Source organism: Sphingobacteriales bacterium, assembly GCA_016700115.1.
Taxonomy (GTDB): Bacteria; Bacteroidota; Bacteroidia; order Chitinophagales; family UBA2359; genus UBA2359.
Window position 1 is genome coordinate 929,838 of record CP064999.1, and the last position, 26,913, is coordinate 956,750.

General features: G+C 43.1%; 15 protein-coding genes and 1 pseudogene. 13 read left to right on the forward strand and 3 right to left on the reverse strand.

Features of this window, described 5'->3' with window-relative positions:
- Nucleotides 1-79 precede the first annotated feature (79 nt).
- The 10 genes and pseudogenes from IPM47_03125 (at nt 80) to IPM47_03170 (ending at nt 14,004) form a co-directional block, all read left to right on the forward strand.
- The gene (locus tag IPM47_03125; GenBank protein ID QQS29961.1) at nt 80-6,931 is read left to right on the forward strand and encodes a VCBS repeat-containing protein; all 6,852 of its coding nucleotides are present in this window, start codon (nt 80-82) and stop codon (nt 6,929-6,931) included.
- A 19-nt stretch (nt 6,932-6,950) separates the two neighbouring features.
- On the forward strand, nt 6,951-7,304 hold the full coding sequence (locus IPM47_03130; protein QQS29962.1) for a hypothetical protein: 354 nt from the start codon (nt 6,951-6,953) through the stop codon (nt 7,302-7,304).
- A 437-nt stretch (nt 7,305-7,741) separates the two neighbouring features.
- Nucleotides 7,742-7,951 (forward strand): helix-turn-helix transcriptional regulator, encoded by a 210-nt coding sequence (locus tag IPM47_03135; GenBank protein QQS29963.1) that lies wholly within the window; start codon nt 7,742-7,744, stop codon nt 7,949-7,951.
- A gap of 4 nt (nt 7,952-7,955) precedes the next feature.
- Complete coding sequence (locus tag IPM47_03140; GenBank protein ID QQS29964.1) at nt 7,956-8,285, forward strand: HipA N-terminal domain-containing protein; 330 nt, start codon at nt 7,956-7,958, stop codon at nt 8,283-8,285.
- Nucleotides 8,282-9,040, forward strand: a pseudogene (locus IPM47_03145) (HipA domain-containing protein). Before IPM47_03140 ends, IPM47_03145 begins: the two are co-directional and overlap by 4 nt.
- A 76-nt stretch (nt 9,041-9,116) precedes the next feature.
- Complete coding sequence (locus tag IPM47_03150; GenBank protein ID QQS29965.1) at nt 9,117-10,031, forward strand: IS1634 family transposase; 915 nt, start codon at nt 9,117-9,119, stop codon at nt 10,029-10,031.
- 10 nt (nt 10,032-10,041) lie between these two features.
- Complete coding sequence (locus tag IPM47_03155; GenBank protein QQS31557.1) at nt 10,042-10,752, forward strand: IS1634 family transposase; 711 nt, start codon at nt 10,042-10,044, stop codon at nt 10,750-10,752.
- 570 nt (nt 10,753-11,322) lie between these two features.
- Nucleotides 11,323-12,213, forward strand: a complete 891-nt coding sequence (locus IPM47_03160) for a PD40 domain-containing protein (GenBank protein QQS29966.1) — start codon at nt 11,323-11,325, stop codon at nt 12,211-12,213.
- A 304-nt stretch (nt 12,214-12,517) separates the two neighbouring features.
- A complete protein-coding gene (locus tag IPM47_03165; GenBank protein ID QQS29967.1) occupies nt 12,518-13,108 on the forward strand; it encodes a Crp/Fnr family transcriptional regulator in 591 nt (196 codons plus the stop codon).
- Between the two features lie 74 nt (nt 13,109-13,182).
- A complete protein-coding gene (locus IPM47_03170; GenBank protein ID QQS29968.1) occupies nt 13,183-14,004 on the forward strand; it encodes a sterol desaturase family protein in 822 nt (273 codons plus the stop codon).
- A 113-nt stretch (nt 14,005-14,117) separates the two neighbouring features.
- Here the strand turns inward: IPM47_03170 and IPM47_03175 are convergent, their stop codons facing one another.
- The 3 genes from IPM47_03175 to paaN all read right to left on the reverse strand — a co-directional run bounded on the left by IPM47_03175 (nt 14,118) and on the right by paaN (nt 17,804).
- Complete coding sequence (locus tag IPM47_03175; GenBank protein ID QQS29969.1) at nt 14,118-15,599, reverse strand: FAD-dependent oxidoreductase; 1,482 nt, start codon at nt 15,597-15,599, stop codon at nt 14,118-14,120.
- Nucleotides 15,600-15,686: 87 nt separating this feature from the next.
- Nucleotides 15,687-16,019 (reverse strand): hypothetical protein, encoded by a 333-nt coding sequence (locus IPM47_03180; GenBank protein QQS29970.1) that lies wholly within the window; start codon nt 16,017-16,019, stop codon nt 15,687-15,689.
- Between the two features lie 114 nt (nt 16,020-16,133).
- Nucleotides 16,134-17,804, reverse strand: a complete 1,671-nt coding sequence (paaN, locus tag IPM47_03185) for a phenylacetic acid degradation protein PaaN (GenBank protein ID QQS29971.1) — start codon at nt 17,802-17,804, stop codon at nt 16,134-16,136.
- 207 nt (nt 17,805-18,011) lie between these two features.
- On the opposite strand from paaN, the gene IPM47_03190 reads away from it, so the two are divergent.
- From IPM47_03190 to IPM47_03200, 3 genes are all read left to right on the forward strand, one after another.
- On the forward strand, nt 18,012-18,917 hold the full coding sequence (locus tag IPM47_03190) for a PD-(D/E)XK nuclease family transposase (GenBank protein ID QQS31369.1): 906 nt from the start codon (nt 18,012-18,014) through the stop codon (nt 18,915-18,917).
- A gap of 166 nt (nt 18,918-19,083) precedes the next feature.
- A complete protein-coding gene (gene polA, locus IPM47_03195) occupies nt 19,084-21,960 on the forward strand; it encodes a DNA polymerase I (GenBank protein QQS29972.1) in 2,877 nt (958 codons plus the stop codon).
- 399 nt (nt 21,961-22,359) lie between these two features.
- Entirely contained in the window at nt 22,360-26,403 is a 4,044-nt protein-coding gene (locus IPM47_03200; GenBank protein QQS29973.1) for a response regulator, read from the forward strand.
- Nucleotides 26,404-26,913 lie beyond the last annotated feature (510 nt).

The following is a 26,913-nucleotide window of genomic DNA, read 5'->3' on the forward strand; positions in this document are numbered from 1 at the left end:
TTCGTATTGCAGCGACAATAACAAAACATTTGATAACTTGTGTTAAGATCATTCCATTTCACAAGTACAAATGTATGTTATGACCCATCAACTTTTTTACAAACCACTCTTTTTTCGCTGCAATAACGTCTTGGAATTGATTTACGGCAGGGCAATTTGCCTGTTGCTTTGGTTGGCGTTTATGTTGCCGGTTTCAGGGCAGGTATTCCCATTTGCAGAAGTAAATTTTGCCCCGGCCGATATTGTAACAGAAGGTTTGGTTTATCCCCTCCAAACGCAATTGGCAGATATAGATGGAGATGGACATAAAGACATTATTACGTTTCCAGCTATCAGTCAAAACCTGATTTGGTATAAAAACAATGGGGAAGGAACGTTTAACAATTCCGGTAATCAAATCAAAATTCATAAATATCAAGACATCCTAATGCTTAGCGACTACTACAATTACGACTCACCCTATAACATTGTACCTTTAAACATTGGATTTTTACCCTCCGACCTAAATAACGATGGGTTAATTGACCTGTTAATTTACGGCAGGTCATACAATACCTCTTTTATGAATGTCGAAATTCACCTAAACCAAGGCAACGGCTATTTTGAGTATCAACAAACTTTAACAACCGTAGAAGCGCCTGAATTGGCCGACCTCAATGGAAATGGTTTTAAGGATATATTCTATGCCCGAAACGACCGAATTGTATGGCGGGCCAATAATGGGAATGGCAGTTTTGGCGATGAACAAACGGCAGTTGCTACCCCTCCCTACACGCCCGGATTTGGAGTGCTGTTTCCTTTCATCACACAATCGGCAGATTTAAATCTGGATGGCAATGCCGATATTTTGTTGTGGGACAACGAGCAGATGTATTGGCTGCCCAATTTGGGAGGAGGTGTTTTCGCAGAGGAGTTGCTCCTTTTAAGCGCTAACAGTATAAGCCGGCCGGTAGTGTTTTATTATTCCGATATGGATGCAGACGGCATACCTGATTTGTTGCTTTGCAATTATCAGACGGCTGTATGGCATAAAAACTTTTCAGGCGGGGCAATGAGTAGCGCTATTACCATTATTCCTGCTGTAAATTACCATTATTACAATATTGCGCCGGCTGATCTCAATAACGATACCCACACGGATATAGCAGCAGTTCAGTATTTTTTTGGGTTGCCTTATCAGCTACCTCAGATATACCACGTACTCAATGACGGGAATGGTAATTTTGAGTCTCCGCAAACCATAACCTATCCTGCAACAGTTTATGTCTATGAAAATTTTATATTTTCCTCCTCTCTTTGTGTTGATGACCTGAATAACGACAATCTGCCCGATTTTGTATTTAGCTCCACCCGTCATTTTGACATTTCACTGTATCAGGGCATTGGAACAGGCAGTGTTTCGCCTCCGGTAGCAGTCGGTAGCGGCATTTTGGGCGATAACCCTAACTATATGTTTAGCAGTTTTCAGATAGCCGACTTAGACAATGATAATTTTAAGGATGTAGTCATTGCAAGTACGGAGAAAGAGCTGTTGATTTACAAAAACTTAGGGCAAAAAAACTTCAAATTCATAGAGCAGCTTGTATTGCCAGAGCCGGAAACTCAGCTAAAAGGGTTTGAAATTAAAGACATAAATGCCGATGGCAACCCCGATTTATTGCTGATTTGCAATGCAGATACGGTTGGCAAGGTACATTGGTACGAAAACAACGGAAACGGCACATTTGCCAACCTGCATACATTATTGGACAATTTGATTGAAATTCATCTTTGGTATTTGGCAGATGCCGATAACGATGGAGACGATGACCTGTTTTTTATTTTCACCGACAACACCGCAGTTTGGTACGAAAACACAGGTGGCTATGCTTTTACTACCGAACATTTTATTGACAATAATATTTTTGCCCGGGAACTGGTAGTGGGTGAAATAGATGGCGATGCGCTACCCGATTTTGTATATTTAACCACCCAGGCTACTGCTACAATAGCAGATGATAGTATTGTTGTGCGCAGAAATACAATTTCCGGAAGCTTTGAACCTTTAGTATCATTGTCCGGAAATTTGACAAATACGTGGTCAGGTGCTAATATGATGTTGAATGATCTAAACAATGACGGCGTTTTCGAAATAACCTATAATACCAAATCAGATTGGGCAAAAATGATTACTGCTATTACCTATCATCCATCAGGCAACTTTTCGGTAGTGGGTATAGCAAATGCAGAAAGTTGGAGTGATTCTTTCAAAGATCCTTATGTGATAGCTGATTTCTCACTAAATGGGTCAAAGGAAATTTGGTCAACCCATAATTGGAGTGGAGTTGGGTCAATCGGGCACATTGTTTACTTGCACTACATATATGGTGTTTTCCCTTCTCCATTTTCTTCACTAAGCTTCGATTGGGTTACCTCTGCCCCCTTTTCGCCAACATTCATACAGTCTTTGGCTGCCGATATTGATAATGACGGCGATATGGATGTGTTATCCATCGCATCAATTAGTGACCAATTAACTGCTGATCTGCCGGGGATGTTTATTTTTGAAAACCTCTTAGAGCTTCCGCCGGTTGAACCTGCTTTGCCGCAGGCAGCTTTTTCTACCCTACCAATGCCGACTGCCGCCGATACCGTAGCCGTTTGTCAAGGGCAGACCATTGCTTTTACCAATTCCTCGCAACATGCCGACAACTATGTTTGGTTGTTTGGCAATGGCGACCAAAGTAGTTTGCCTTCGCCGGATTATGCTTTTCAACAACCCGGCACATACACCGTCCGGCTTATTGCCGGGCAAAATTCCGGCGGCAATTCGCCCAATGGTTTCCCTACCGATACTGCCACTATTACCGTTGTGGTTCATAGCGGCGCTTTGCCCGAAATTTCCTGCACGGGCAGTTTGTGTGCCGGAACAGTCCTAACTTATACCGCCTCTGCCCAATCGCCCTGCCTCAATTATGAGTGGCAGGTTTCGGGAGCGCAAAGTTTCAACGGTCAGGGCACCCCTTCCATAGAAGTAAACTGGGGAAACAATCCAGTCGGCGGCATACAGCTTACGCTTGCCGATTGTGAACAAGAACAATGCACCTTGCCTGCTACCGCACAAATCGGAATCATCCCGCCACAACTGTTCATTTCGGGCGATACCATTCCCTGTCAGGGAGAGCCTGTCCTGTATTCCCTTCCTTCTTTTAACGGCGCGGCGTATCACTGGATCATCAATCCTCCCGGTGCGGCGACAAGCGTTTCGGGGCAAAACACCTCTGCTTTAACCGTAACCTGGGGCGCTCAAAATGCTACTTTGCAGGTACAGGTAACCCATCAGTTGGCCGGTTGTTCGGTTTCGGATGTTTCCAATATAGTTATTCCCCCTCCTTTGCTCATTATAACCAACCAACCGGTTGTCTGTCAGGGCGAAACCACCACTTTTTCCAACAATACCGGATTTCCGGTTGTTTGGTCGGTATCGGGCGGAGTGATTACCGGTGGCCAAAACACCTCAATCGTTCATGTGCTTTGGGATATGCCGGGTACTTTTACCGTTACCGCACAATCGCTCAATCCCCTTCAGCACTGTCAGCCGGAAACCGCCGTTTCCGTAACCGTAAAACCGGCTATAGTGCAGCCTTCCATTTCCGGTGCTGCATATATCTGCCCTGCTCAAATTTATGCTTATCAGATTGTCAGCCCGGACCCCGTCACTTCCGAACATTCGTTCACCTGGACAGTACAAGGCGGAAGTATCATTGGCGGGTCGAATTTGCCCGAAGTGAAAGTGCAGTGGTTGCCCGATGCGCCCGTTTATAGCATATCGGTTGTGCAGCGATATAAAGACCTCTATCAATGTCATTCGCCCATTGCCGTTTTTACTCCTTTTTTAATGACCGGAAATGAAATATCGCTCACGGGAAACACAACAGTATGTACCGGAACTACCGGCGCTTATGCAGTTAGTTTGCCGGCTACAAACCTGCCCGTTTCATGGAGTCTGTCCCCGCCAAATGCAGGCATTTTGCATCTCAGTCCCGGCAATAACCTTACTGTTTCCGTGAGTTGGACTTCGACTGAACAGGAAGCTGTCCTTACGGCCACTTATTGCGGTATCGAAACCGCGCTGACCATTCACCTTCTTCCCGCTCCGGAGCAGCCCGTCCTTTCCGTCAATCAGCCGCTTTGCGAGTTTGGCTCGTCTGTTATTTCCGCAAATCCCGGCTTTGAGGCTTATCTCTGGTCGGACGATACGGGCGAAAACATTGCCAATACGCCCAATATAACCATTAACACTTCCGGCGTTTACCGCGTCAGGGTGACCGATGCCAACGGATGTACGGCAGCTAACCTGATTTCGGTTCAACAAAAAGCCGCTCCGGTTGCGCATATCTATACATCGGACTATACCGATTTTTGTATTCAGTTCTCTCCCCAAAGTTCGCAATTAACAGCGTTGAAAGCCCCTAACACCATTTTCCAATGGTCTTTGGACGACCTCCCCGTTGCCGGCGCGAATGAGCCTGACCATATTTATACGTCCGATACTGCGGTTCAGTCTTATATTTACCGGGTTGAAATAACCGATACCGTTACGGGATGCAGGCAGATTTCAAATCCGATAACAATCAACCATTACGATTGTACCATTATATCTGTGCCGGGGCTGCCCTCGCCTTCTGCCTGTGTTTTTCCCGACGATGCGCAGACGGATTTTGCGTTGAGCTACAACAACCAACTCTGCAACACCCTCAATGCCGACAACCTCAGCGAGGGAGATGCCGTTCAATACTTGTGGAACTGGGGCGAAAACACGGGGTTTCAATCCGCCCCGGCCGGTATGCCGGTCGAGCATACCTATAATATGCCCGGCGAATACAGAGTAACACTTTCTGCAAAGTTTATCAACCTTGCCGCTTCGCCGGAATTTTGTTACAAAAATGCCTATCAAACGGCTATTGTGCCGCTTAAAGCAGTTTTTGATGCTCCAAACAAGGTTTGCGTTGGAGATACCGTTACTTTTACCGATGCCTCCGTGTATATTCCCGATGCTGAAATTTCTTTGTGGATATGGGATTTTGGCGACGGTACGCCGGCAGTTTCCGGCCTTCCCAATCCGCAACACGTTTACGATACTCCGGGCGTTTATACCGTTTCTCTTACCGCCGGAAATAGTGATTGTACGGATACCTACTACCGTCAGATACAGGTGTTGCCCCTGCCTGCGGCCACATTTACCGCCTTGGAGAATGTCTGCCTTTTGCAACCCGTTCAGTTTGCCGCCTTGCCGGTAAATGCTTCCGCTTATCATTGGGATTTTGGAGATGGCAACGGCAGCAACGTTCCCAACCCGCTCTATGCGTATAGTCAGGCAGGAACTTTTTCTGTGTCCTTAGCCATAACCAATTCGACGGGGTGCAATAGTCTGCCCTTCGCCCAAACCCTTACCGTTAACGATAGTCCCGTTATTCCTCAAACCATTGCTGCTTCCAAATTATGGCTTTGCCCCGGGGACAGCGTTTTATTAACCGCTCCGCCCGATGCCGTTTCTTATTTGTGGAACAACGGCAGTGCCGAACAAAATATATGGATCACTCAACCCGGTGCATATACCGTTCATGTCCTGCCTTCCGACGGAACCTGCGCTTATACAGCCGAACCTGTTTATATTCAGGCGGCTGTTCCTCCTCCTTTATCCTTTAACCCCAATCTTTATGAGATACACCGATGCGGCAATCAGCCTTTTAGTTTAGGAGATTCTTACTTTCTCGGTCACAGCTATATCTGGTCAAGCGGATACACCGGCCCTTATCTCACCGTTGCCAATTCCGGTAATTACTCTGTAACTGTTACTAATAATACCACAGGTTGCAGTTCACAAAGCGGTCCTGTCAATGTGTATTTTCACGATTTCCCTCCTGCGCCGGAAATTCAACCCGCAGATGCCGTTATTTGCGCCGGCGAAATACTAACCCTGCAAGTGGTTAGCCCGCAGGCAGAGCAATACCTCTGGAACACAAATACTGCCTCTTCGACTGTTGATATATTTATGGAAGGCACTTACAGTGTAACTATTACAGACATCAACGGCTGCACTTCCTCTGCCAATACTTCGATGGGGGTAAATCCGCTTCCACCTGCCCATACCCTCCCGCGGGGCTGTTATGATTTTTGTCTTGGCGACAGCATTCTGCTCAACATTCCGCCAAATACCGCAGTTACCTGGTTGTTGAATGGCAATCCTGTTTCCGAAAGTGCTCATTTTAAACCCCAATTATCGGGAAACTACGTTTTAACCCTCCAAAATGAACAGGGTTGTTCTGCTGTTTCCGATACACTTACCCTTCAAATAATTGAGGGCTGCACCTCACCTCCGCTTCCTGTTTCGTTGATTGGTTTTACCGGAGAAGCTATTGAAGAGGGCAATCTGTTACAGTGGACGGCCGCGACCGAAACCAATTGCCATTTTTATACCCTTTACGCTACGCATCAAAACCGAACAGGGGCTTCGTTTAAACCCGTAACCGTTGTTCCGGCGGCAGGTTTCAGCAGTATTGCCCGCAACTACAATTGGCTGCATCCTACCCAAGAACCTTTTTCATGCTACCGCCTCACCCAAACTGATTTTGACGGACAAGAAAACTACCTCGCCGCAGTTACCCTGCAACGTAACGCCGCTACCGTTGCCGAACCTCTGTTGCACTTCACTCCAAATCCGGCAGACCGGCAGGTAAAGGTTGAACTTTACCATTTAATGCCCGATACTCCAGCCAATGCCCACGCGGTATTGCTTACCTCTGCCGGAAGTCGGGTCTGGGAGCAGACCGTTTCGCTGCCCGAGTTTACCATAGACCGTGCAGATTTGCCGGGCGGTTTGTACTTCCTGCATTTACACCACCCCAATTCAAAGCAACTTTTTGCCGTGGGCAAAGTAGTGTTTTGGTGAGGGCGGAAACAGGACGGTATTGGTTTGTAGCAATGCTGTTGTGTTGATTTCTTTGTATTTAGTAGTTTTTGGCGTTTCATGTGTATTCCGTATTTTATGGAACATAACTATCCTGCATCGCAAACCTGTAACAGAGCTTAGATGCATCAATGGACACTACTATTTGTATGCCGTGAGTTCTTATGATGACCCTGTGCGCAAAAAAAGATGCAAGAAAACCGGTGCGATGTTGGGCAAGATTACCCAGTCTGACGGCTTTACTGCCTCAGATGAGCAGAAAACGAAAATAAGTGCCTCAAAAGAGGTTGACCTAACCAAGATTGCTGTTAGGGAATGTGGATTTACCGGCTTTTGGAGGTTTTCGGCAAATTAACAGAACAGAAGCTTAACTTGTTTTTCCCCAAACACCACAAACAGATTATTTACATGGCTTATGCCTATTTGTACACAACAGCCCCATCAACCGGATGCCGCTGTTGATATAAAAATCTATGCTGAGGGTGGATGAGAAAGAAAAAATATACCCGCAAAAGTTGCGTGCGGTACTCATAAAAATCGGACAAGACCATCGTAAAATCCTAATCGGAGATAAATGGATAGAAGAGCTTCTCATCAATCAAACAAAATACTGACCAAACTCAATATATATTCCGTAAAATAAATTGAGAGTAAGGAAAATCTCACTAAAATGTGATTCGGAATATTTTCCTTGTCCAGACGGAGCAATTAAAAGCATAAATCACACTATGCTGTGATTTTGTTTGCATAATTTTAAAAAAAACATACCTTTGACGTAAAAATCACAGTATAATGTTAGTTGAGAAACTTGGTGAAACAATAAAAAACAGGCGAAAAGAGCTGAGCATAACACAACCCCACTTAGCCGAATTGGCAAAGGTGAGCATTAACACCTTGTATAAGCTTGAGCGGGGACAAGGCAACCCATCGTTAGAAGTGTTGAATAAATTAGTAGAAGTGCTGGGTTTAGAACTAAAACTTGAAGTGAAAAAGAAATATTGAGTAAATGAAAGCACTGGAAATATACCGCAACGGAATTTTAGCAGGAACACTGACAGAAGAAAATCGTCAGCATTATATTTTCAAATATGATGACAACTATTTTTATGATTCCGGTAAAGCGGCAATCAGTTTGACAATGCCAAAATCACAAAAAGAATACAGTAGCAAATTCTTGTTTCCGTTTTTTTTCAATATGTTGAGTGAAGGAGTAACCCGAAAATTGCAAAGCACACAATTGAGAATAGACGAAGAAGATAATTTCGGACTGCTGGCAGCAACAGCACAATATGATACGATTGGAGCAGTAACTGTAAAACCAATACCGACAAAATGAACTTCGATGAATTAAAATATTGTCCGGGAACTTTGACAGAAGGATTTTCTACTTATAGCCCGGGTTGTTTGCGGAATTTGTTCAATGGTAAAAAAGTAAATCATGTTTTGCCTTATGAGCACCCTCAGCAAAACGAACAGGTTGCAGAGTTGTTCATGGAAAATCGTAAACGCATATCCATATCGGGTGTGCAGGAAAAATTAAGTTTTCTTTTGGAGAAAAATATATTGCGGTTGACTCAAGAAGGAGAACAGGGAACATACCTGCTCAAACCTATACCAAGGGATTTGAAACAGGTTGACCAAGTTCCTGCCAACGAACATTTGACCATGCAAATAGCCAAACAAGTATATAAATTAAATACAGCAGAAAACGCCATGATTTTTTTTAAGAATGGTTCACCTGCGTATATCACCAAACGCTTTGATATAAAAGAAGATGGAGGTAAATGGGGCGAAGAAGATTTTGCAACATTGGCTGGAAAAACAAAAGATACTGCCGGAGCAAATTTTAAATACCAATACAGCTACGAAGAAGCAGGACTGTTGATACAGCAATATGTTTCCGCATGGCGAATAGAAATAGAAAAATATTTTTCATTAGTGGTGTTCAATTTCTTGTTTTCGAATGGTGACGCTCACCTGAAAAATTTTTCATTGTTGGAATCTTCAAGAGGCGACTTCTTACTCAGTCCTGCCTATGATTTGGTAAACACAAAACTGCATGTTGATGATACCGGTTTTGCATTGGATAAAGCCTACCTTCCGCACCCCTAATGTTTAAAATTCGGGAATTATTCGGATACTTGAGTTAAACAAGTAATCATAATTAATGGAAACACAATTTGAGAGTGTAAATTTGTCTCACTTAGGCATAGTAGCAGGTATGTGCGATAAGCTTGGAGTTGTTGGGTTAACAGACAGATTAATTTGGGGAGATGAAGAGCGACAAAAAGTTAGTACTGGGATCTGCTTAAAAGCATTGATTTTAATAGGTTTAGGATTTTCTGAGAGGCGGCTGTACATGGTTTCCTCATTTTTTGAAGACAAACCTGTGGCGCACCTTTTAGGTGAGGGGGTAGAAGCCGGGATGCTGAACGATGATCGGTTGGGCAGAAGTTTAGATGCTATCTACGAGTTTGGGGTGAGTGAGTTTTTTATGGAATTTGGCAAACAGGCTGCACAGAAGATGGGTTTGGATAAATCACCTCGTTTTTATCATTTAGACAGCACCAGTTTTCATGTAGATGGCAACTACCCGTCATCAGGTTGTGAGGACTGTTTAGAAGTTCGTCAAGGCTACAGTCGCGACCATCGCCCTGATCTGAAACAAGTAATGCTGAACTTGTTAGTTGAAAATACTTCGGGTATTCCCTTGATGATGGAAGCATTGAGTGGGAATACAGATGATAAGACAAGTTTCAGAGCCTTTATCGAAAAATATGCGGCAAGTTTGAGCGCAGAGGGTATGGAGCCGCAGTGCTGGGTGGCAGACAGTGCGCTATATACCCAGACAACCCTTCAAAGCCTTGCCGGACAAAAATGGCTCACTCGTGTACAGGAAACGAACAAAGCGGCGAAAGCACTCATTTTAAACACCGAAACGGCAGAAATGGGATTCTTTGACCGGGGAGGAGTATTCGGGCTATCAGTACGTTTCTGTTCGCACCAACTATGCCGATGTTCCACAACGCTGGCTAATCGTCCGCTCGGAACAAGCGCACGAGCGGGAGAAGAAAACCTTTAACAAGCAATTTTTGAGTGGCAGTATAAAGGAATATAAGGCATTTGAGAAGTTATCGGGAACAGTATATAACTGTCAGGCAGATGCTCAAAAAGCAGCGAATAAATTTGTTGCGGACTTGAAGTATGGCTGCCTGTACGAAATGCAACTCTGCGGCGTAAAGGGCTTTAAACAAAAGGGGAAACCGTCTAAAGATGCAGTAAAGGAACTGGTAGGTTGGCGGATAAAGGGTGATTATGTTTGCTGCCCGGCGGATTACCAACAGTCCGTCTCCAAATTGGGTAGGTTTATTCTGGCAAGCAACACTTTTGAAGAAGAATTTTCCGACACAGAACTGCTTGCCGGCTATAAGGGGCAGGCAAAAGTTGAGCGCGGTTTTCGTTTTATGAAAGACAAGCAATTTATGGCATCCACCATGTTTGTCAAGAAGCCTGAACGATTAGAGGTTATTTTGATGCTGATGGCTATGTGCCTGACCGTTTATAGTTGTTTGGAGAAAGAATTGAGAGAACAATTGCAAAAAAACAACCAAACAGTTCCCAATCAGTCACAAAAACCAACAGATAAACCCACGATGCGATGGATATTTGCTTTGTTTACAGGAATACATATACTGTACATATTAAACGAAAACAAAACTCTCATCATCAATGTTAAAGACCTACACAGGCGCATTTTAGGTCTCTTTTCTGAGGAAATTCAAAAATACTACAAATTGGAATAGGGGGTGCGGAAGGTAGGATAAAGGGCTGTTTGCAGATGATTTTAAAAGTGAGCAATACAAAAAAAGCGGATATCCTGCAAAAAGGGATTTTGCTGAATTTGCAAAAAGAATAGGCGTTACCGAAGGCAGGTTTGAAAAACTAATAAGTCCATTTATAGAAAAGCAACTATTTGTAGAAACATTAATCAGCCGTTCTTTTTTAAATGATGCAAACAAGAGGGGATATTTGCTGATGTATAATACAAAAAGAAACTCTCTAATAGCGTAAATGAGTAACGAATTTTCGGAACGGACAGAAACACTGCTGCATAACACAGGTTACTGTTGAACAACTATTATACAACCTCCAATATCTCAGGAATGTGATAAAAATGCTCTTAGCGATTGAGGTTCAACGCCCAATTTTGACAAATCCGGATGCTCAACTAAGCATCTATAAACCGAACAAGGTTACCGGCACTGATGCTGTTGTCAAGACAGACTATTTGCATTTTCTATCACTGCTTAAAATATTAGAGTATTTTTGTTACCGGTTTTTTCACAGACGGCCGTTAAGGGCATTTTAAAAGAATGGCAAGATTTCACCTTTTCCTTTTAGGATTTTTATTTTTTAGCTCCTGTAAAGTTTCTAAATACAACTACGCTTTTATTTCTGACAGAGGCGGCTATTTGGATTTATATGTTTCAACTTCGAGCAACCAACCTCTTAATGTTACGAACGACAAATATGTTGATTACGGAGTTAAATGGAGTCCTGATGGTAATTTCATCCTTTTTGCAAAACAAGTAAACAAGCAATACGATCTTTATCTATACAATGTTAACTTAAAAACTACTGAGCAACTGACAAAAGACACCTTAGACCAATACGGACCCTCGTTTTCTCCGGATGGAAAGTCAATTTTGTTCGTATCAAATATTGACCATAAGCAATACGAAATTTATTTGATGAACCTGACTTCAAAAAAGACAACTCGAATTACGTACAATGACAGATTAGATGGCTCCCCGAATTTTCATCCCGATGGCAATCGCATTTTCTATACTTCATTTATGGAAAGAGATACCGCTAATAAAATAACTAACAGTGAAATATTTGTTACCGATACTTTAGGGAGTTATTCTACAAGAATAACAAATAGAATTGGTAATGATGGCGCATTGGACATTTCACCTGACGGAAAAACAATTGTCTGTCATTACTTTATAAATGGTAAAGCAGACATTTATACAATGAGTTTAGATGGTAGCGACATCACACAATTAACTTCAGACACTTTTGATAACAGATGGCCACGTTGGACTCCGGACGGAAAATTTATTGCCTATACTCGTGTGTCAGAAAATTCAGACATTTGGTTGATGGACAAAAATGGAGCAAATCAAAAGCAATATATTACATCCTCAAAACGAGACGAAATACTTGAATTTAAACCAAAGAAAATGAAAAACGCTTTATAACCGCGAATTGCAAAAGGCGGCTGTCGTGATTCTATTGACCGATTAGTGTTTAAACAAACCAGTATCTTCGATTAAAGTTTGGTGCTGAATTCCCCACCTTGGACAGCTGCTAACCGTTATCATGTGTAACACCTCTAAACATTCTTCAAGATTTATCTCTGAAAACAATCGTGCGATGCTCTTTTTCAGGCGGGGAAAAGCTTATGTAATTTCTTTCCTAACTGCTATACTTATCGGATAGGTTTACCTGCTCTTAGTATGCGCTAAAGAGGCAATATATTGTTCACTCCGTTACATTGCGTAAATGATAGATTTTTCACAGTTAGCATTTTATGCACGGATATTTAAAGGGCTGCGGCTCGAAGATGTCAAAGATGTAGCAGGTTTGTTCAAATTTGTACAACTGCAACCCGGAGAATTATTTTTGGAAGAGGGCGCTGTAAGAAAGTCGGTCGGATATATTAGAAAAGGAATGATCAGGGCATATATCATCAACGAAAAAGGAGAAGACATTACCTTTCTCCTGTTAAACGAAAACCGGTTTGTCGCTTCGCATGATGTGATTTTGCTCAACCGCCCCTCGCGATACTTTTATGAAGCCATCGAACCCACCGAAATTCTGCAAATGGATTTTCACCTCATGCAAACCATTATACAGCGAAACCCAAAACTTGAAGAGTCCCGCAAAGAGTTTCTTCACCAAATGCTTTGTGATTCATTAACCCATTTGGAAAGCTTTGTGCTGTATTCTCCTGAAGAGCGATATATCAAGTTTGTGGAATCTAACCCCGATATCATCAACCGCGTACCGGGTAAATACATTGCTCATGTTTTGGGCATCACCCCTGTTTCTTTGAGCCGAATCAGGAAAAGAATTGCAAAGCGAAAACGGTAATTATCTTTTGTTAATCGCTTAGACGGCTGACTTGCGATAATTTTGTGAGAAACAAAAATTCAAATCATTCAGCCATGGAATTATTTTTCGCCTACCTCATCTCGGTCAGCTATTCACTATTGAAGTATTTTATTTTTGCCGGTATTCCGTTTTTAATTGTTTATAAACTTTTTTCTACCCGATTTCACAAAGCTAAAATCCAACAACGCACAGCAAAGCGCAAAGATTTTCTCCGCGAAATCCTGTATTCAATACAATCATCCCTCTTGTTTGTAATGGTAGTTTTAGCATTTACCGGCACCCCATTGGTAGAATTTACCAAAATTTATTTGTCCCCGTCAGATTATCCTATCTGGTGGATGCCTGTAAGTTTAATATTAATGCTTATTGTTCACGATACCTATTTTTATTGGATGCACCGGTTTATGCACCTGCCTGCTTTGTTTAAAACCGTACATGCCGTACACCATAAATCGGTAGTGCCATCGCCCTGGGCGACAAAAGCATTTCATGCTTTAGAAGCCTTGTTAGAAATTATGATTGTTCCTATAATACTGTTTTTATTGCCGGTGCATTTATTTGTACTATTGGCATTCAGTATCTGCGTGATGTTGATTAATGTATATGGACATCTTGGTTACGAGATAATGCCCAAATGGTTCAGACATACCTGGGCTTTTGAAATACTGAATACCTCTGTACACCATAACCTGCACCATTCCAAATTTAAGGGCAACTATGGTTTGTACTTCAGGTTTTGGGATAGGGTGATGAAAACCGAAAACCCCAATTATGTCAATGAGTACGACAAGATTCAGGTAAAGCGGTTCGGGCAATTTGTTCAGGTAAATCAGACCGAAATAACTACTAACGAGACAGAAGCAGTGCTGCAATAGTAGAATTTTGGTGGGGGGGGTTTGTGTGGACAAAGGCAAGGGCGGGGAGATTTTGATAATTCCTATTTTACCCGGCCTGGTTGCGACCTCGCAATCCACCAAAAAATAAAGCATCAACCAAAAGTTGCACCGGCATATTCGGAAACAATTTTACTGCCCATCAGACCTGCAACCGTACCAAGTCCCGGCCATGTATTATCGCCTACTAACCAGAAATCTCTTTCGCCGAAATGATGAGGTGTTGCTTTTAAGTTTGAATTAAGAAGGGTTTGTTTATACCCTCCGACACTGCCATCCATTCTCTGCGTATATTTTTGGTAGGTCCTGGGAGTGCCGGTTTCAAAGACGATGAGCTCCTTGTCCAAATTGGGGTACACCTTTTGGGCAAAGGTCAATAACCTGTTGCCGATGTCTTTCTTTTTTTGATCGTATGAGTCTTTGGTTAGGTTTTGCCATTCCGAAATGCCGCAATGTGTCGAAATCATCACCGCCCGACAACCCTCCGGGGCTGAAAGGTTGTCCCCTTTTGACGAAACGGAAATAAACATATTGTTCCCGTTACCAAAAGGTTCTTCATAACTGTTCAAAATCTGATGGTGTGTTAGTGTTTGCCGTTCTACTGCCTCCTCCCTCACCCCTAAAAACAGGACGATGGCGCTGCCCCTATAGGACTCGTTTAATTGGATATACTTTTCCAATTTTACTTTTATGTGTTCAGGGGCTATTTGGCGGGTCAGATCTAAAGGCAACGAACTGATGATTTTACGGGACAAAAATCCGGCTTTAGAAGTTTCGATTTTCCAAACACCGCTCTTTTTTTCAAAGCCGGTTACCTTGTGTCCGGTTTTAATGGTTCCTCCCTTTTCAAGATATTTTTCCGACAGGTACTGCCAAAACCTTTTCATACCGCCCTCCGGCCTCATCAGCCCAGCTCCCCTGATGGTTGTTCCCAATGCTGCATTGATAAAAGGAGCCTTATCCAAACTGCTGTGAACCGTATCTTCGACCAACATGGCTAATAACCCGGTCAAAGCTGCATCTTTTTCAAGTTTAAATTTCTTTAAAACGTCTGACATTGAAACGTTTAAAAACCGGGACAGAAATAAATTTTTAACTCCGATGGCTCTAATCAAATTCCAAAGGTCGGATACCGATTGAATTGGAAGTTTGAGGTTTCGACGGCTTGCCTGCCAAAACACATCGGTTACACGGTCCATCAACGTCCAGAAATCCTTGTGGTTATTTGTGCTGCCAATTTTGAGAAGTCTTTCGCGATTCCATTTTTCGCGGTCTCGATACAAAACGATTTGTCTGTCGGGCAGCCAGGCGAGGTAGTCGAGATATTCCCCTTTTGGCAGCGGCACATTGATTTCCTCAAAAAAATTTCCTCCTACGCCCCCATTAATAAAATCTACTAATGTGGTTGCACCTACATCAAACGAAAATCCTTGTTTGGTGAAAAAACCGGCACATCCTCCTAACTGACCGTGCGATTCTAAAACAATCGTTTTGAACCCCTTGCTTTGCAACCTTAAGGCTGTTGAAAAGCCCGAAATCCCCCCGCCAATAACCGCAATGTCAAAGGTTTCGAGCATGTTAAAGGACTTGTTTACGGTAAGAAAGAAATCAGCAACAAGAGGTGAAGATAACCATTGCCCGCCAAAAAAAAACAAATCTTAGAGTCAATAACAAATCAGGCAAGAGGTAAACCCTTTCCTTCGAGCTTCTGAAACGGAGACGGAGTGTAGCCCTCCTTTACAATTATTCAACCCCCTACAATCGGCGGTGCTGTGAAACTTGGTGGCATATTTCCCGCCACAAATCACCACCGTACCAGATTGACCGGCAACCGGCGATTCAAAGCTAAGATGGTTGTGTTCAAACAAACCGGCATCGGGTAACAAATTGGCAGCAGCAACACTATTTACAAAGGGAACGGGTTCTTTGCCCGATAGCATAAAAATGCCCGAACAGACCTGTAAACTTAGCAGCACAAATATAAAAAATACCCTCATCTGTGTTTTAAATAAAGACAAACTACGGTTGTTTTGTAGTTACTCCGTCCACAAAATTACAAAATCGGTTGATATATTTATTCCTTGAACGAAAAAAACCGGCAAAGATCCTCTTTACATACTTATTCTGTTGCCAACCCAAACAAACCTGCGGTTTATGAACGAGGCATCGGTAAATGAAGCGTTGCCGGCAGGGTTGCCGCCCGTAACGTGAAAATCGGAAAATGCCGCATGTTGGTTAACCCAGATAAAACCGGTAAAATTGAGCGAAACGGGTACAAACACGCTGTTCATTTCATCGGTGATAAGTTGGGTCAGTGCATCATCGGTGCAATACGCTCCGCAAGTAATAGCGCCGTGTTTTTGAGCCATCGTTTTTGCAAGATGAAGCGATTCGTCGGTATTGCTGGTTTTTACCACTAACACAATGGGTCCAAACAGTTCCTGTTCATAAATTTCAGCATCCTTGGCCTCTACTTCCAAAATAGTAGGAGCACAAATACGGGCATGCTCAAAATCGGGATTTATCACTTTGGGGCTTTCTAAAACCACTACCCCTCCCAATTCTTTCACGCTGCGGGCACGGGCAAGTGTGTTTGCATTTTGAATAGCTCCCAAAGTACCTGCGCCCATTTTGGGGTTGAGAGCAAGTGCGGCTACCTCGTTTTTTAGGAGTTCAACGGCTGTTTCGTAAGGAACAACCTGTCCGTCTGCTTCCTTTATGCCGTTTTCGGGAATAAAAATATTTTGCGGAGCTGTACACATTTGTCCTGAATAGAGCGACACCGAAAAGGCCAGATTTCGCATCACCTGCCGAAGGTCGAGCACAGAATCAATAATCACCGAATTGACCCCTGCTTTTTCGGTAAAGACAGTTTTACCCTTGCTTTCCAACGATTCGAGATAAGCGCCAAAAGCACTGCTGCCGGTATAATCTATAATTTTTACCTCCGGATGCTCTGCAATTTCTTTGGTAATCAGATGGCTGTTCGTGTCGGGTGCCAACTGAACGGTATTGGCATCAAAACCATTTTCGACCAGCACCTTCTGAATTTCGGCAATAAAAATGGCGATGGGCAGGATGGCTTTCGGGTGTGGTTTAACAATAGTAGCGTTTCCGGTAATCAGACTTGCATAAAGGCCGGGAACCGTGTTCCAGGTAGGAAAGGTGGAACATCCTATCACCAAAGCCACCCCTTTCGGAACGGGGGTAAAGGTTTTGTCCAAGGTAATAAAAGCCCCTCCTCCTGCGGGTTTTTCCCATCGAAGGGTGTTGGGAAACCTCGACAATTCCTGATAGCCGATGGCAATAGTTTCCAAAGCACGGTCGGCAGCATGAGGACCTGAGGCCTGAAACGACATGATAAACGATTGTCCTGTAGTATGTTGGGTGGCGTAAGCAATTTCAAAAAAACGGTTTTTGGTTCTTTCCAGCGATTCGATGAGTAAACCGGTGCGATCTTTAACCGAAGTTTTGCGCCAGACGGAATGTGCTGCTTTGGCATTGCCAATCAACACACCGGTCTCTGTGGTGGGATAGCTGATGCCGAGAGAAGTTCCCCAATAAGGCGATTCTTCTTCTCCTGTTTGTTTGGTGCTGCCGGTTTGCAACAATCCGATAAAGGGCTTATTGAGCTGGCTTTCAAACGCTTGTTGTCCTTCGGCCGGTGCATCAGGGCCATAAGCCTTGGGATGTTCGGGAAAATGAGCATAAAATGTGCGGTGATGAACGGCATCTATTGCTTTTCGCAGGGCATCGTGATGTTTATCGAACAGTGCTGACATATATGGATTGCTTTGTGTGATGGTCTGTAATATTAACGGGCATAAAGGTAGGCAAAAAAGATAAAATCGTTAGCCAACAAGCTAAGATACGTCAGTTAATAGTTATTGGTAGTACGTTGTTCGCCCTGTATTCTAAGTTTTAGCTTTTAAATGAATATGCCCATTCAAAAAAAAGCTATTTTTGTCATCAAAACCAAAATTTCCGTGATGTTCGAACAAAAAGAAAAATATATCAACCCGCTAACAGATTTTGGGTTCAAGAAACTTTTTGGAACGGAGATAAATAAAAGTTTGCTGATTGACTTTCTCAATCAAATTCTTCCCGACAGAAAGATTGCTGACCTGACTTATTCGTCGGGCGAACATTTGGGTTCAACCGAATTGGACAGGAAAGCTATTTTCGATTTGTACTGCACCGGCGATAACGGAGAAAGGTTTATCGTAGAAATGCAAAAAGCGAAACAAAATTTTTTTAAAGACCGGAGTGTATTTTACGCCTCCTTTCCCATTCAGGAACAAGGAAAGAAGTATAATTGGGACTATAAGTTAGACCCTGTTTATTCGGTTGGCATCTTAGATTTCATTTTTGACGACCACAAATACGAGGATGAACTATTGCATGTTGTTGAGTTGAAAAACCAGAATTGCGAAGTTTTTTACGAGAAGTTAAAATTTGTTTACCTTGAGTTGCCAAAGTTCAATAAGGAGGAGGAAGCATTAGAGACCCAATTTGACAAGTGGCTGTATGTGTTGCGGCATCTTTCCCAGCTTCAGGACCGCCCCAGGAAACTGCAAGACCGGATATTTGCCAAACTGTTTGAGGCCGCAGAGATTGCTAAATTCAGCCCCAAAGAAAGAGAGTCTTACGAAAAGAGTTTGAAGTACTACCGGGATTTAAAAAACGTGATTGACACTTCCCGAGAGGAAGGGCGAGAGGAAGGACGAGAGGAAGGACGAGAGGAAGGACGTGAGGAAGGGCGGTTAGAAGGGATAGAAAAAGGAAGAGAAGCAAGGAATTTTGAAATTGCAGGTCAAATGAAAAAGGAAGGATTTGCTAACGAGCAAATTAAAAAAATCACCGGATTAACAGATGAAGAAATCGGAAATTTATAATCCCTTTTTGTCGCCTATGCTTATTGATTTTTTATGTCTTAGCAAATACGAAATTTTTTATCCTGAATGTACATAGTTATTTAACAACCGTTTAAAACTTATTGTCAACTTCGAGGAAAGTTGCTATAAAATACGAACCATAATCTATTGACCATTACCATTCATCATGCCAACTGCCAAAAAAGATTCAGAACACACCCTCTATCTGCTCGATGCCTTTGCCCTTATTTACAGGGCTTTTTTTGCCTTAGGAGGTGCAAAGCCGCTCATTAATTCCAAAGGGATGAACGTATCGGCAATTTTGGGATTTACGAACACCCTTTACGATTTGATAGTCAAAGAAAAACCCACCCATATAGCAGTGGTGTTCGATTCAAAAGGTCCTACTCTCCGCGCTCAGGAGTTTGAGTTTTACAAAGCCCACCGCGAAGAGGTTCCAGAAGATATTGTGTTTTCTATTCCTTATATTCAGCGAATTATAACCGCTTTCAATATTCCGATGTTGCAATTAGACGGATATGAAGCGGACGACATTATCGGTACTATTGCCAAGCGCGCCGAACAAGACGGATATGCTGTCTATATGGTTACCCCGGATAAAGATTTCGGGCAGTTGGTGAGCGAAAACATCTTTATTTATAAACCTGCACATCTCAAAAAACCGGTCGAAATTTTAGGCGTTCCCGAAGTACTGGAACGTTGGGATATTGAAAGGGTGGATCAGGTCATTGATATTTTGGGGTTAATGGGCGATCAGGCCGATAATATTCCGGGCATTAAGGGTGTTGGTGAAAAAACCGCTGTTAGCCTGCTCAAACAATTCGGAACTTTAGAAAGTATTTTGGAAAATGCGCATCAAATAAAAGGTAAAATTGCCGAAAAAGTAGCAGAAGGAGCAGAGTTAGCCGTTATCTCCAAAAAGTTGGCTACGATAGACATCGCCGTTCCCTTGCCCTACGAGCCGGAAAAGTATATTATGGAAGAGCCCGACCGTCAGGCTTTGGCCAATGTTTTTGCAGAACTTGAATTCCGAACCTTGGGCAAACGTATTTTGGGCGACAGTTATGAAGTCAACTCTAGCACGGGCTCAACCTCCGAACAAAAAAACACTTCTGACCAACCCGCTACCGACAAACAACAGCAACTCAATTTGTTTGGAAACAGCCAGTCCGTAGCTCCGTCAAATGAAATTCAGGGGCAGTTGTTTAATACCGACACTGCAAAAGGTAAAACCATTCACAATACTCCCCACGAATATCATTTGGCTGATACGACCGAAAAACAGGAGCAGTTGGTTCGGCTTTTATTACAACAAACATTGGTCAGCTTTGATACTGAAACCACCGGCATTGACCCTAACAACAGCGAATTGGTCGGGCTTTCTTTTTCCTTTAGTCCAAATTCGGGATGGTATGTTCCGGTACCGGAAAATCAGGAACAAGCCAGACTGTTGGTACAAAGGTTTCAACCATTTTATGAAAACGAAAACATTGCCAAGGTTGCCCAGAACCTGAAATACGATGCCCTGATGCTGAAATGGTATGGGGTAGAGGTAAAAGGAGTTTTGCACGATACGATGATTGCCCATTACCTTATTGAACCCGACATGCGACATAACCTGACCATTTTGTCCGAAACTTACCTGCATTACAGTCCGGTAGAAATAGAAGAGCTGATCGGCAAAAAGGGTAAAAGCCAACTGAGTATGCGCGATGTGGAATTGGAAAAAATTACCGAATATGCCGCCGAAGATGCCGACCTCACTCTGCAACTCCATCATAAATTTAACCCTGTTGTCGCCACATCCGGGTTTAGTTCTCTTTATTCGGATGTTGAAATGCCTTTGGTGTCAGTCTTGGCCGATATGGAATTCGAGGGTGTGGCAATTGATGTGCCGTTCTTAAAAAAATATTCCGGAGAAGTGGGTGAAGAAATTTACCAAATCAAACAGGAGGTATTTAAAACAGCAGGCGTTGAGTTTAACCTTGACTCTCCAAAACAGTTGGGAACCATTTTGTTCGACCGGATGAAAATTCCCTATGTTGGAAAAAAAACTGCCACCGGTCAATACAGCACAGACGAAGACATGTTGCAATCATTAGCCGAGCAATATCCTTTTGCACACTTGTTGCTCGATTACCGCGAACTGAGCAAACTCCGCAGCACCTATATTGATGCTTTGCCTCAGATGATCAATCCTAAATCGGGGCGCATACATACTACCTACAATCAGGCCGTTGCCAGCACCGGACGATTGAGTTCAACTACCCCTAATCTGCAAAACATCCCCATTCGCACCGACAGAGGAAAGGAAATCCGCAAAGCTTTTATTCCCCGCAACAACGACTACTTGCTGATGTCGGCCGATTACTCGCAGATAGAACTGCGACTGATGGCACACATGAGCGCTGATTCCAACATGCTTCAGGCCTTTAAAGACGGATTGGACATTCACCGCGCAACGGCAGCACGGGTTTACGGTGTTTCGCTTGCAGAAGTGGACAGCGATATGCGCCGGAAAGCAAAAATGGTGAATTTCGGCATCATTTACGGCATCACTGCTTTCGGTCTGTCGCAACGCTTGGGCATCAGCCGTTCCGAAGCAGGCTCCATCATTGACGAATACTTCAAACAATATCCCGGTGTCAAACAATATATGGACGACACCGTCGAAAAAGCCCGCACGCTCGGATATGCCGAAACGCTGTTGGGCAGAAGGCGGTTTCTGAAAGACATCAACTCCCAAAACCGCACCGTCCGTTCTTTTGCCGAGCGCAACGCCATCAACACCCCCCTGCAAGGCACAGCAGCAGATATGATTAAAGTAGCGATGGTTAATATTCAGCGCAGAATGAAAGCCGAAGGCATGAAATCAAAAATGGTGCTTCAGGTTCACGACGAATTGGTGTTCGATGCCCATCAATCCGAAATTGACAAACTGACCGGTTTGGTAAAAACCGAAATGCAAACCGCAATTCCTTCGCTCTTAGTGCCGATAGAGGTAGAAAGCGGAGTAGGAAGCAATTGGTTAGAAGCACATTAAATCGGCATGTTTGTCCTTATTAATAAATGAGCCTTCCCTTTATCAGGGGTTTGTGTGATTCATGAGGTTAACGCAGACATATCCGAAAAAACGGTAGCAACAAAGCCGGATTTTTTGTCTTTTTTGGCAAAGACATGTAATAGCTTTATTAGAACTACAAATACCGGTTAATGGTGAATGACCACTACTTCATTTCTTGCTGTAGAGTTGTTTTTTGTCTCGAATCACCATATTTTTCACTCTTCATTAATTTTCAATCTTCAAGTTATAGATAGCAAAATCACAACCACAACTTTTTTATATTTGCAATGTTTTATACAGAATGGTATGCAGTTCTGCTTTCGTATATTTTGTTGTCTGATTATATTTACAAATTGTTTGTTGGCCCAAAACCGGTTTATGGAAACCTTTTCTACCGAAACCGGGCTTTCGCAAGGAATGATATTTGATATTTGCCAAACCTCCGATGGGTTTTTATGGATTGCAACCAAACATGGACTTAACCGATACGACGGGTATAATTTTAAGATTTTTGTTCATAATCATCTCAACACCTTTTCTATTGCCGAAAACACTGTATCCGCTCTCTATGAAGACAGCAGAGGGCTGCTTTGGGTAGGGACGGAAAGTAAGGGGGTAGATATTTACGACCCCCGAACCGAACAATTTTATCACCTTCCTTTAGCATTTAACAGGGCAACAGATGAGGGGGCAAATTCTGTGTTCAATATTACAGAAGGGTTAGATGGGGCAATGTATATTTTACACAGAAATAATGTTATAGTCAAGATTGCTATACCCGAAAACCTGTTAAAACACTTGCCGGACAAGCCTGATTTAACTGCTTACGCATCTCTTACTATATATAAGAGCGAATATTTCAAGCAAGCCGAGTCAAAAAAGCAAGTGAATGTTTTCCGGGTTGTTGCTATGTCCGACCGGCAAATCTGGGCATACAGCAGTAAACAAATTTATCGTTTGCTGAATAATCAATCAGAAAATATACAAGTTGTCGAACCTGAGCAAGCAAATAAAACCGGCAACACCTCAATATGGTGCGCTATTCCCAAAGGATTTGTGTATTATAGAGAAGGTAAAACTTATAATTCCAACATATCGGCTATTGGTTCTGATATTAGAACTACTTATTGCCGGCCGGCCGGCAATGAGGATTATTGGATAGCTGTAAACAACAAACTTTGGTTAGTAAAAAACGGAAAGCTTCCCGATTTTACTAAACCTGACTGGGAAGTTGATGCCGATATTTCAGCAGTATATAAAGACCAAAACGGAAATATATGGATTGGTACGCAAGGGCACGGCCTTCGTAAAATTAACCCCAAGCGCCATCAGTTTAAACAAGGAGCAGAAGGATTCAGCCTTTGGGGTGTTTGGAGCGATTCGAAGGGCAGGTATTACTGCAAAGTGATTAACAAAGTGTTTGAATACAATCCGCAAACAGTCCAATTATCCAAAGAACGCGCTTTTGGTGGCAAGCCCTCGCGAGTACTTGATATGTGTATCAACGCTTCTGGAAATTACTGGCTGCTGGGTAGAGGTGAGGCTGAAAACACTGCCGAATTGAGATATTACCACCCCGACACCGGTGAGTCAGTTGGATATTCTTTCCCGTTTGACACCTTTACTTCGGCTTCGGGTGACGAAACACTGGAACAAATATTTAAGCCGTTTGCCAATGCCGGTTTACAACTAACTTCCAATGGCAGTTTGCTGGTGGTAGGAGAAGGCTGCCGCTTAATTCGGTTTAATCCCGAAACAACCCGGTTTGAATGGTTCAGTTACGCATCGGTATTCGGCAACCATGCGGCCGCAGTACTACCCTTAGCACTGACTGAAGATGGTAACGGGATAGTTTGGATCGGCACCCAATCTGGGTTGGTAAAATGTACGCCTCATCAGGGTTCTTATAAGTTTGAACTGATAAAAAACAGCCAACTTGGACTTAATAATAATGCGATTGCCTGTTTGCTTCCACATCCGGCCAATCCTAAACAGGGACTTTGGATTGGCACTAAAGGAGGGGGTATTAATTATCTTAATCTGCAAAACGGCAATTTTCAGTACATTACCACTAAAGAGGGGCTACCCGATGATGTGGTTTATGGAATTTTGCCCGGGAAAAAAAACGAGCTGTGGTGTAGCACTAATCGTGGTTTGGCCAAACTGACAATTTCCGAAACTGCTCAAGTGGAAAAAATAATATCCTATTCCACTACAAATGGCTTGCAATCCAATGAGTTTAATACCCAGGCATTTTTCCGTGCCGATAACGGAGAATTGCTTTTTGGAGGAGTGAATGGATTAAACCGCTTTTTCCCCGAAGATATAACACCCGATACTGTGCTATCCTCTGTTTATCTGGTAGGACTGAAAATAAACCAACAGCCTGCCCTGTTTGGCGAAACTGAAAGTTTGCTTGACCAACCACTTACTTATACCAATCAACTTAAACTCCAATATTATCAAAACAATCTCACGTTTGAGTTTGCTGTTTTGGATTTTACTGCCCCCGGTAAAAACCGCTATCGCTACCGCTTAGTAGGTGCAGACCCGGAATGGGTTGAAACAGGAAACAATAGATTTGCCTATTTTACCCATCTTCGACCCGGACATTACACCTTATTGGCACAAGGCAATAATGGAGAGGGAGATTGGCAAGATATTGCCCAACCGGTGAAAATTGTTATTTATCCCCCATGGTGGCAATCTACACGAGCCTATTTGGTGTATCTGTTGCTTGTTTTGAGCGCAATGTGGCAGGCTTACCGTTTTCAGATAAGAAGGGTAAAAATGCACGAACAATTAGCCTTTGAACGACGAGAAACCGAAAGGATAAAGGCTTTGGAACAATTGAAAACCGATTTTTTCAGCAATGTAACACATGAGTTCAGAACCCCGCTTACGCTGATGTTAGAACCCCTGCGCCAAGCGATTAAAAACCCCAATGACACCAACTTAATCGAAAAATTACGCCTTGCCGAAAAAAACAGTCGCAAACTGTTGTCCTTTGTTAATCAACTGTTGGATATGTCAAAATTAGAAAGCGGCAGTATGACCTTAGACAACCGCAAAGCCGATTTTACCCAAACCCTGCGCGAGGTATTTGAGCAGTTTTTACCCCTTGCCCATAAACAGCAAATTTCATTGAGTTTTGAAAGCGACCAAAACATAACTCCTTTTTACTATGATACCGGTAAGGTGGAACTAATAGTGAACAATTTGCTATCAAACGCCCTTAAATTTACACCTTCGGGCGGAAAAGTAACCCTTTCCTGCCATATGGCCCCTCAAACAGCCGAGAATAACCAACCTGCTGTACAGGTCAGTGTAACAGATACCGGTGTGGGAATTCCCGTTGATGCCCTGAACAAAGTTTTTGACCGTTTTTATCAGGTAAACATCTCCCAACATCAAACCGGTACAGGCATAGGACTTGCCCTTACCAAAGAACTCGTAGAACTCATGGGTGGGACCATACAAGTAAACAGCCATGAAAACATCGGTACCACGTTTACTTGCCTCCTGCCCGTCATCACAGAAGCGCCTGTAAGCAACCTACAACAAAACACAACTTTACCGCCCCTCACCAAACCTGCCCCTTACATACCCTCGTTGATGCCCGAACACCTAAACAACGAACACTCTCAAGAAGCCCCTGTTGTTCTAATTATTGAAGACAATCCGGAACTGCGCACATTTATACGTCACTCCATAGGCACAAACCGGCAGATACACGAAGCCGAAAACGGGCAAACAGGCATTGACTTAGCCATAGAACTCCTGCCGGACATTATCATCTCAGATGTTATGATGCCCGTAAAAGACGGCTATACCGCTTGTCACGAACTTAAAAACAACCCACTTACCTCGCACATACCCATTATCCTGCTCACCGCCAAATCTGCCATCGAATCCAAAATACAAGGACTTCAAACCGGTGCCGATGACTACCTCACCAAACCCTTTAATACCGATGAGTTAATAGCCCGAATGGATAACCTCATAGAACAAAGAAAACGCCTGCGCGAAAAATTTGCTCAACAAACCATTCTTTTACCCGATAAGAATTCGCTTCCTACCAATCCGCAGGAGCCACTCCTCTCCAACCCCGATAAAGAATTTTTAAACCGCTTTATCTGCTTAGTAGAAGAACACCTCGACAATGAAAACATTACCGTTGAAGAATTTTCACAAAAAATGTATCTTAGTCGCGTACAACTTCACCGCAAAATGAAAGCCATTACGGATCAAAACGTCTCCGATTTTGTGCGCAACTACCGCCTGGAACGTGCCATGGTTATGCTCCAAAACCAAGAAGGCCGAGTCTATGAAATTGCAGACAACGTAGGCTTTGCCAACGAAAAATACTTTTCCCGCGCGTTCAAAGAAAAATTTGGCATCTCTCCCAGCCAAGTGCAGTAAACAAGTGCCACATCGCTTATTCAACTCCTTCGGAGTTATTGTTGGTTGAGTTGCTTGTCATCAACAGACTTCACCTGTGATTATTTATATTTAGGACCTTCAGGCTTGCCACCTCATCCCATGTCGTGCTATTCCATCCGATGTCGTGTCATCACATCCAAAGTCACTCTATCTTATATAACGATGTCATCCCAATCAGTATTGACTTTGGGGTAAGGTGCTGTAACTTATCCCCCAGCCCCAACGGGGTGAAATGTACAAAGCCGTATGCAAGTAGTGTGCTTCATACGGTCTGTAAGGGCAGATTTATTTCACTGTATTACCCGCCTTTATGTCCCCATCCACACTAAAAAAGTGGACAAATCTGCTTAAAACTTCAAAACGTTACCTCAGTGCACCATTAAGAAACATCAGTGCACCCTAAAAACCACCTCACCACTGCAATTTTGCCATTACAAAAAGTAGTGATGGAATAAAGAGGGCAGAAAAGCAACCTGTGATAGCGAAACC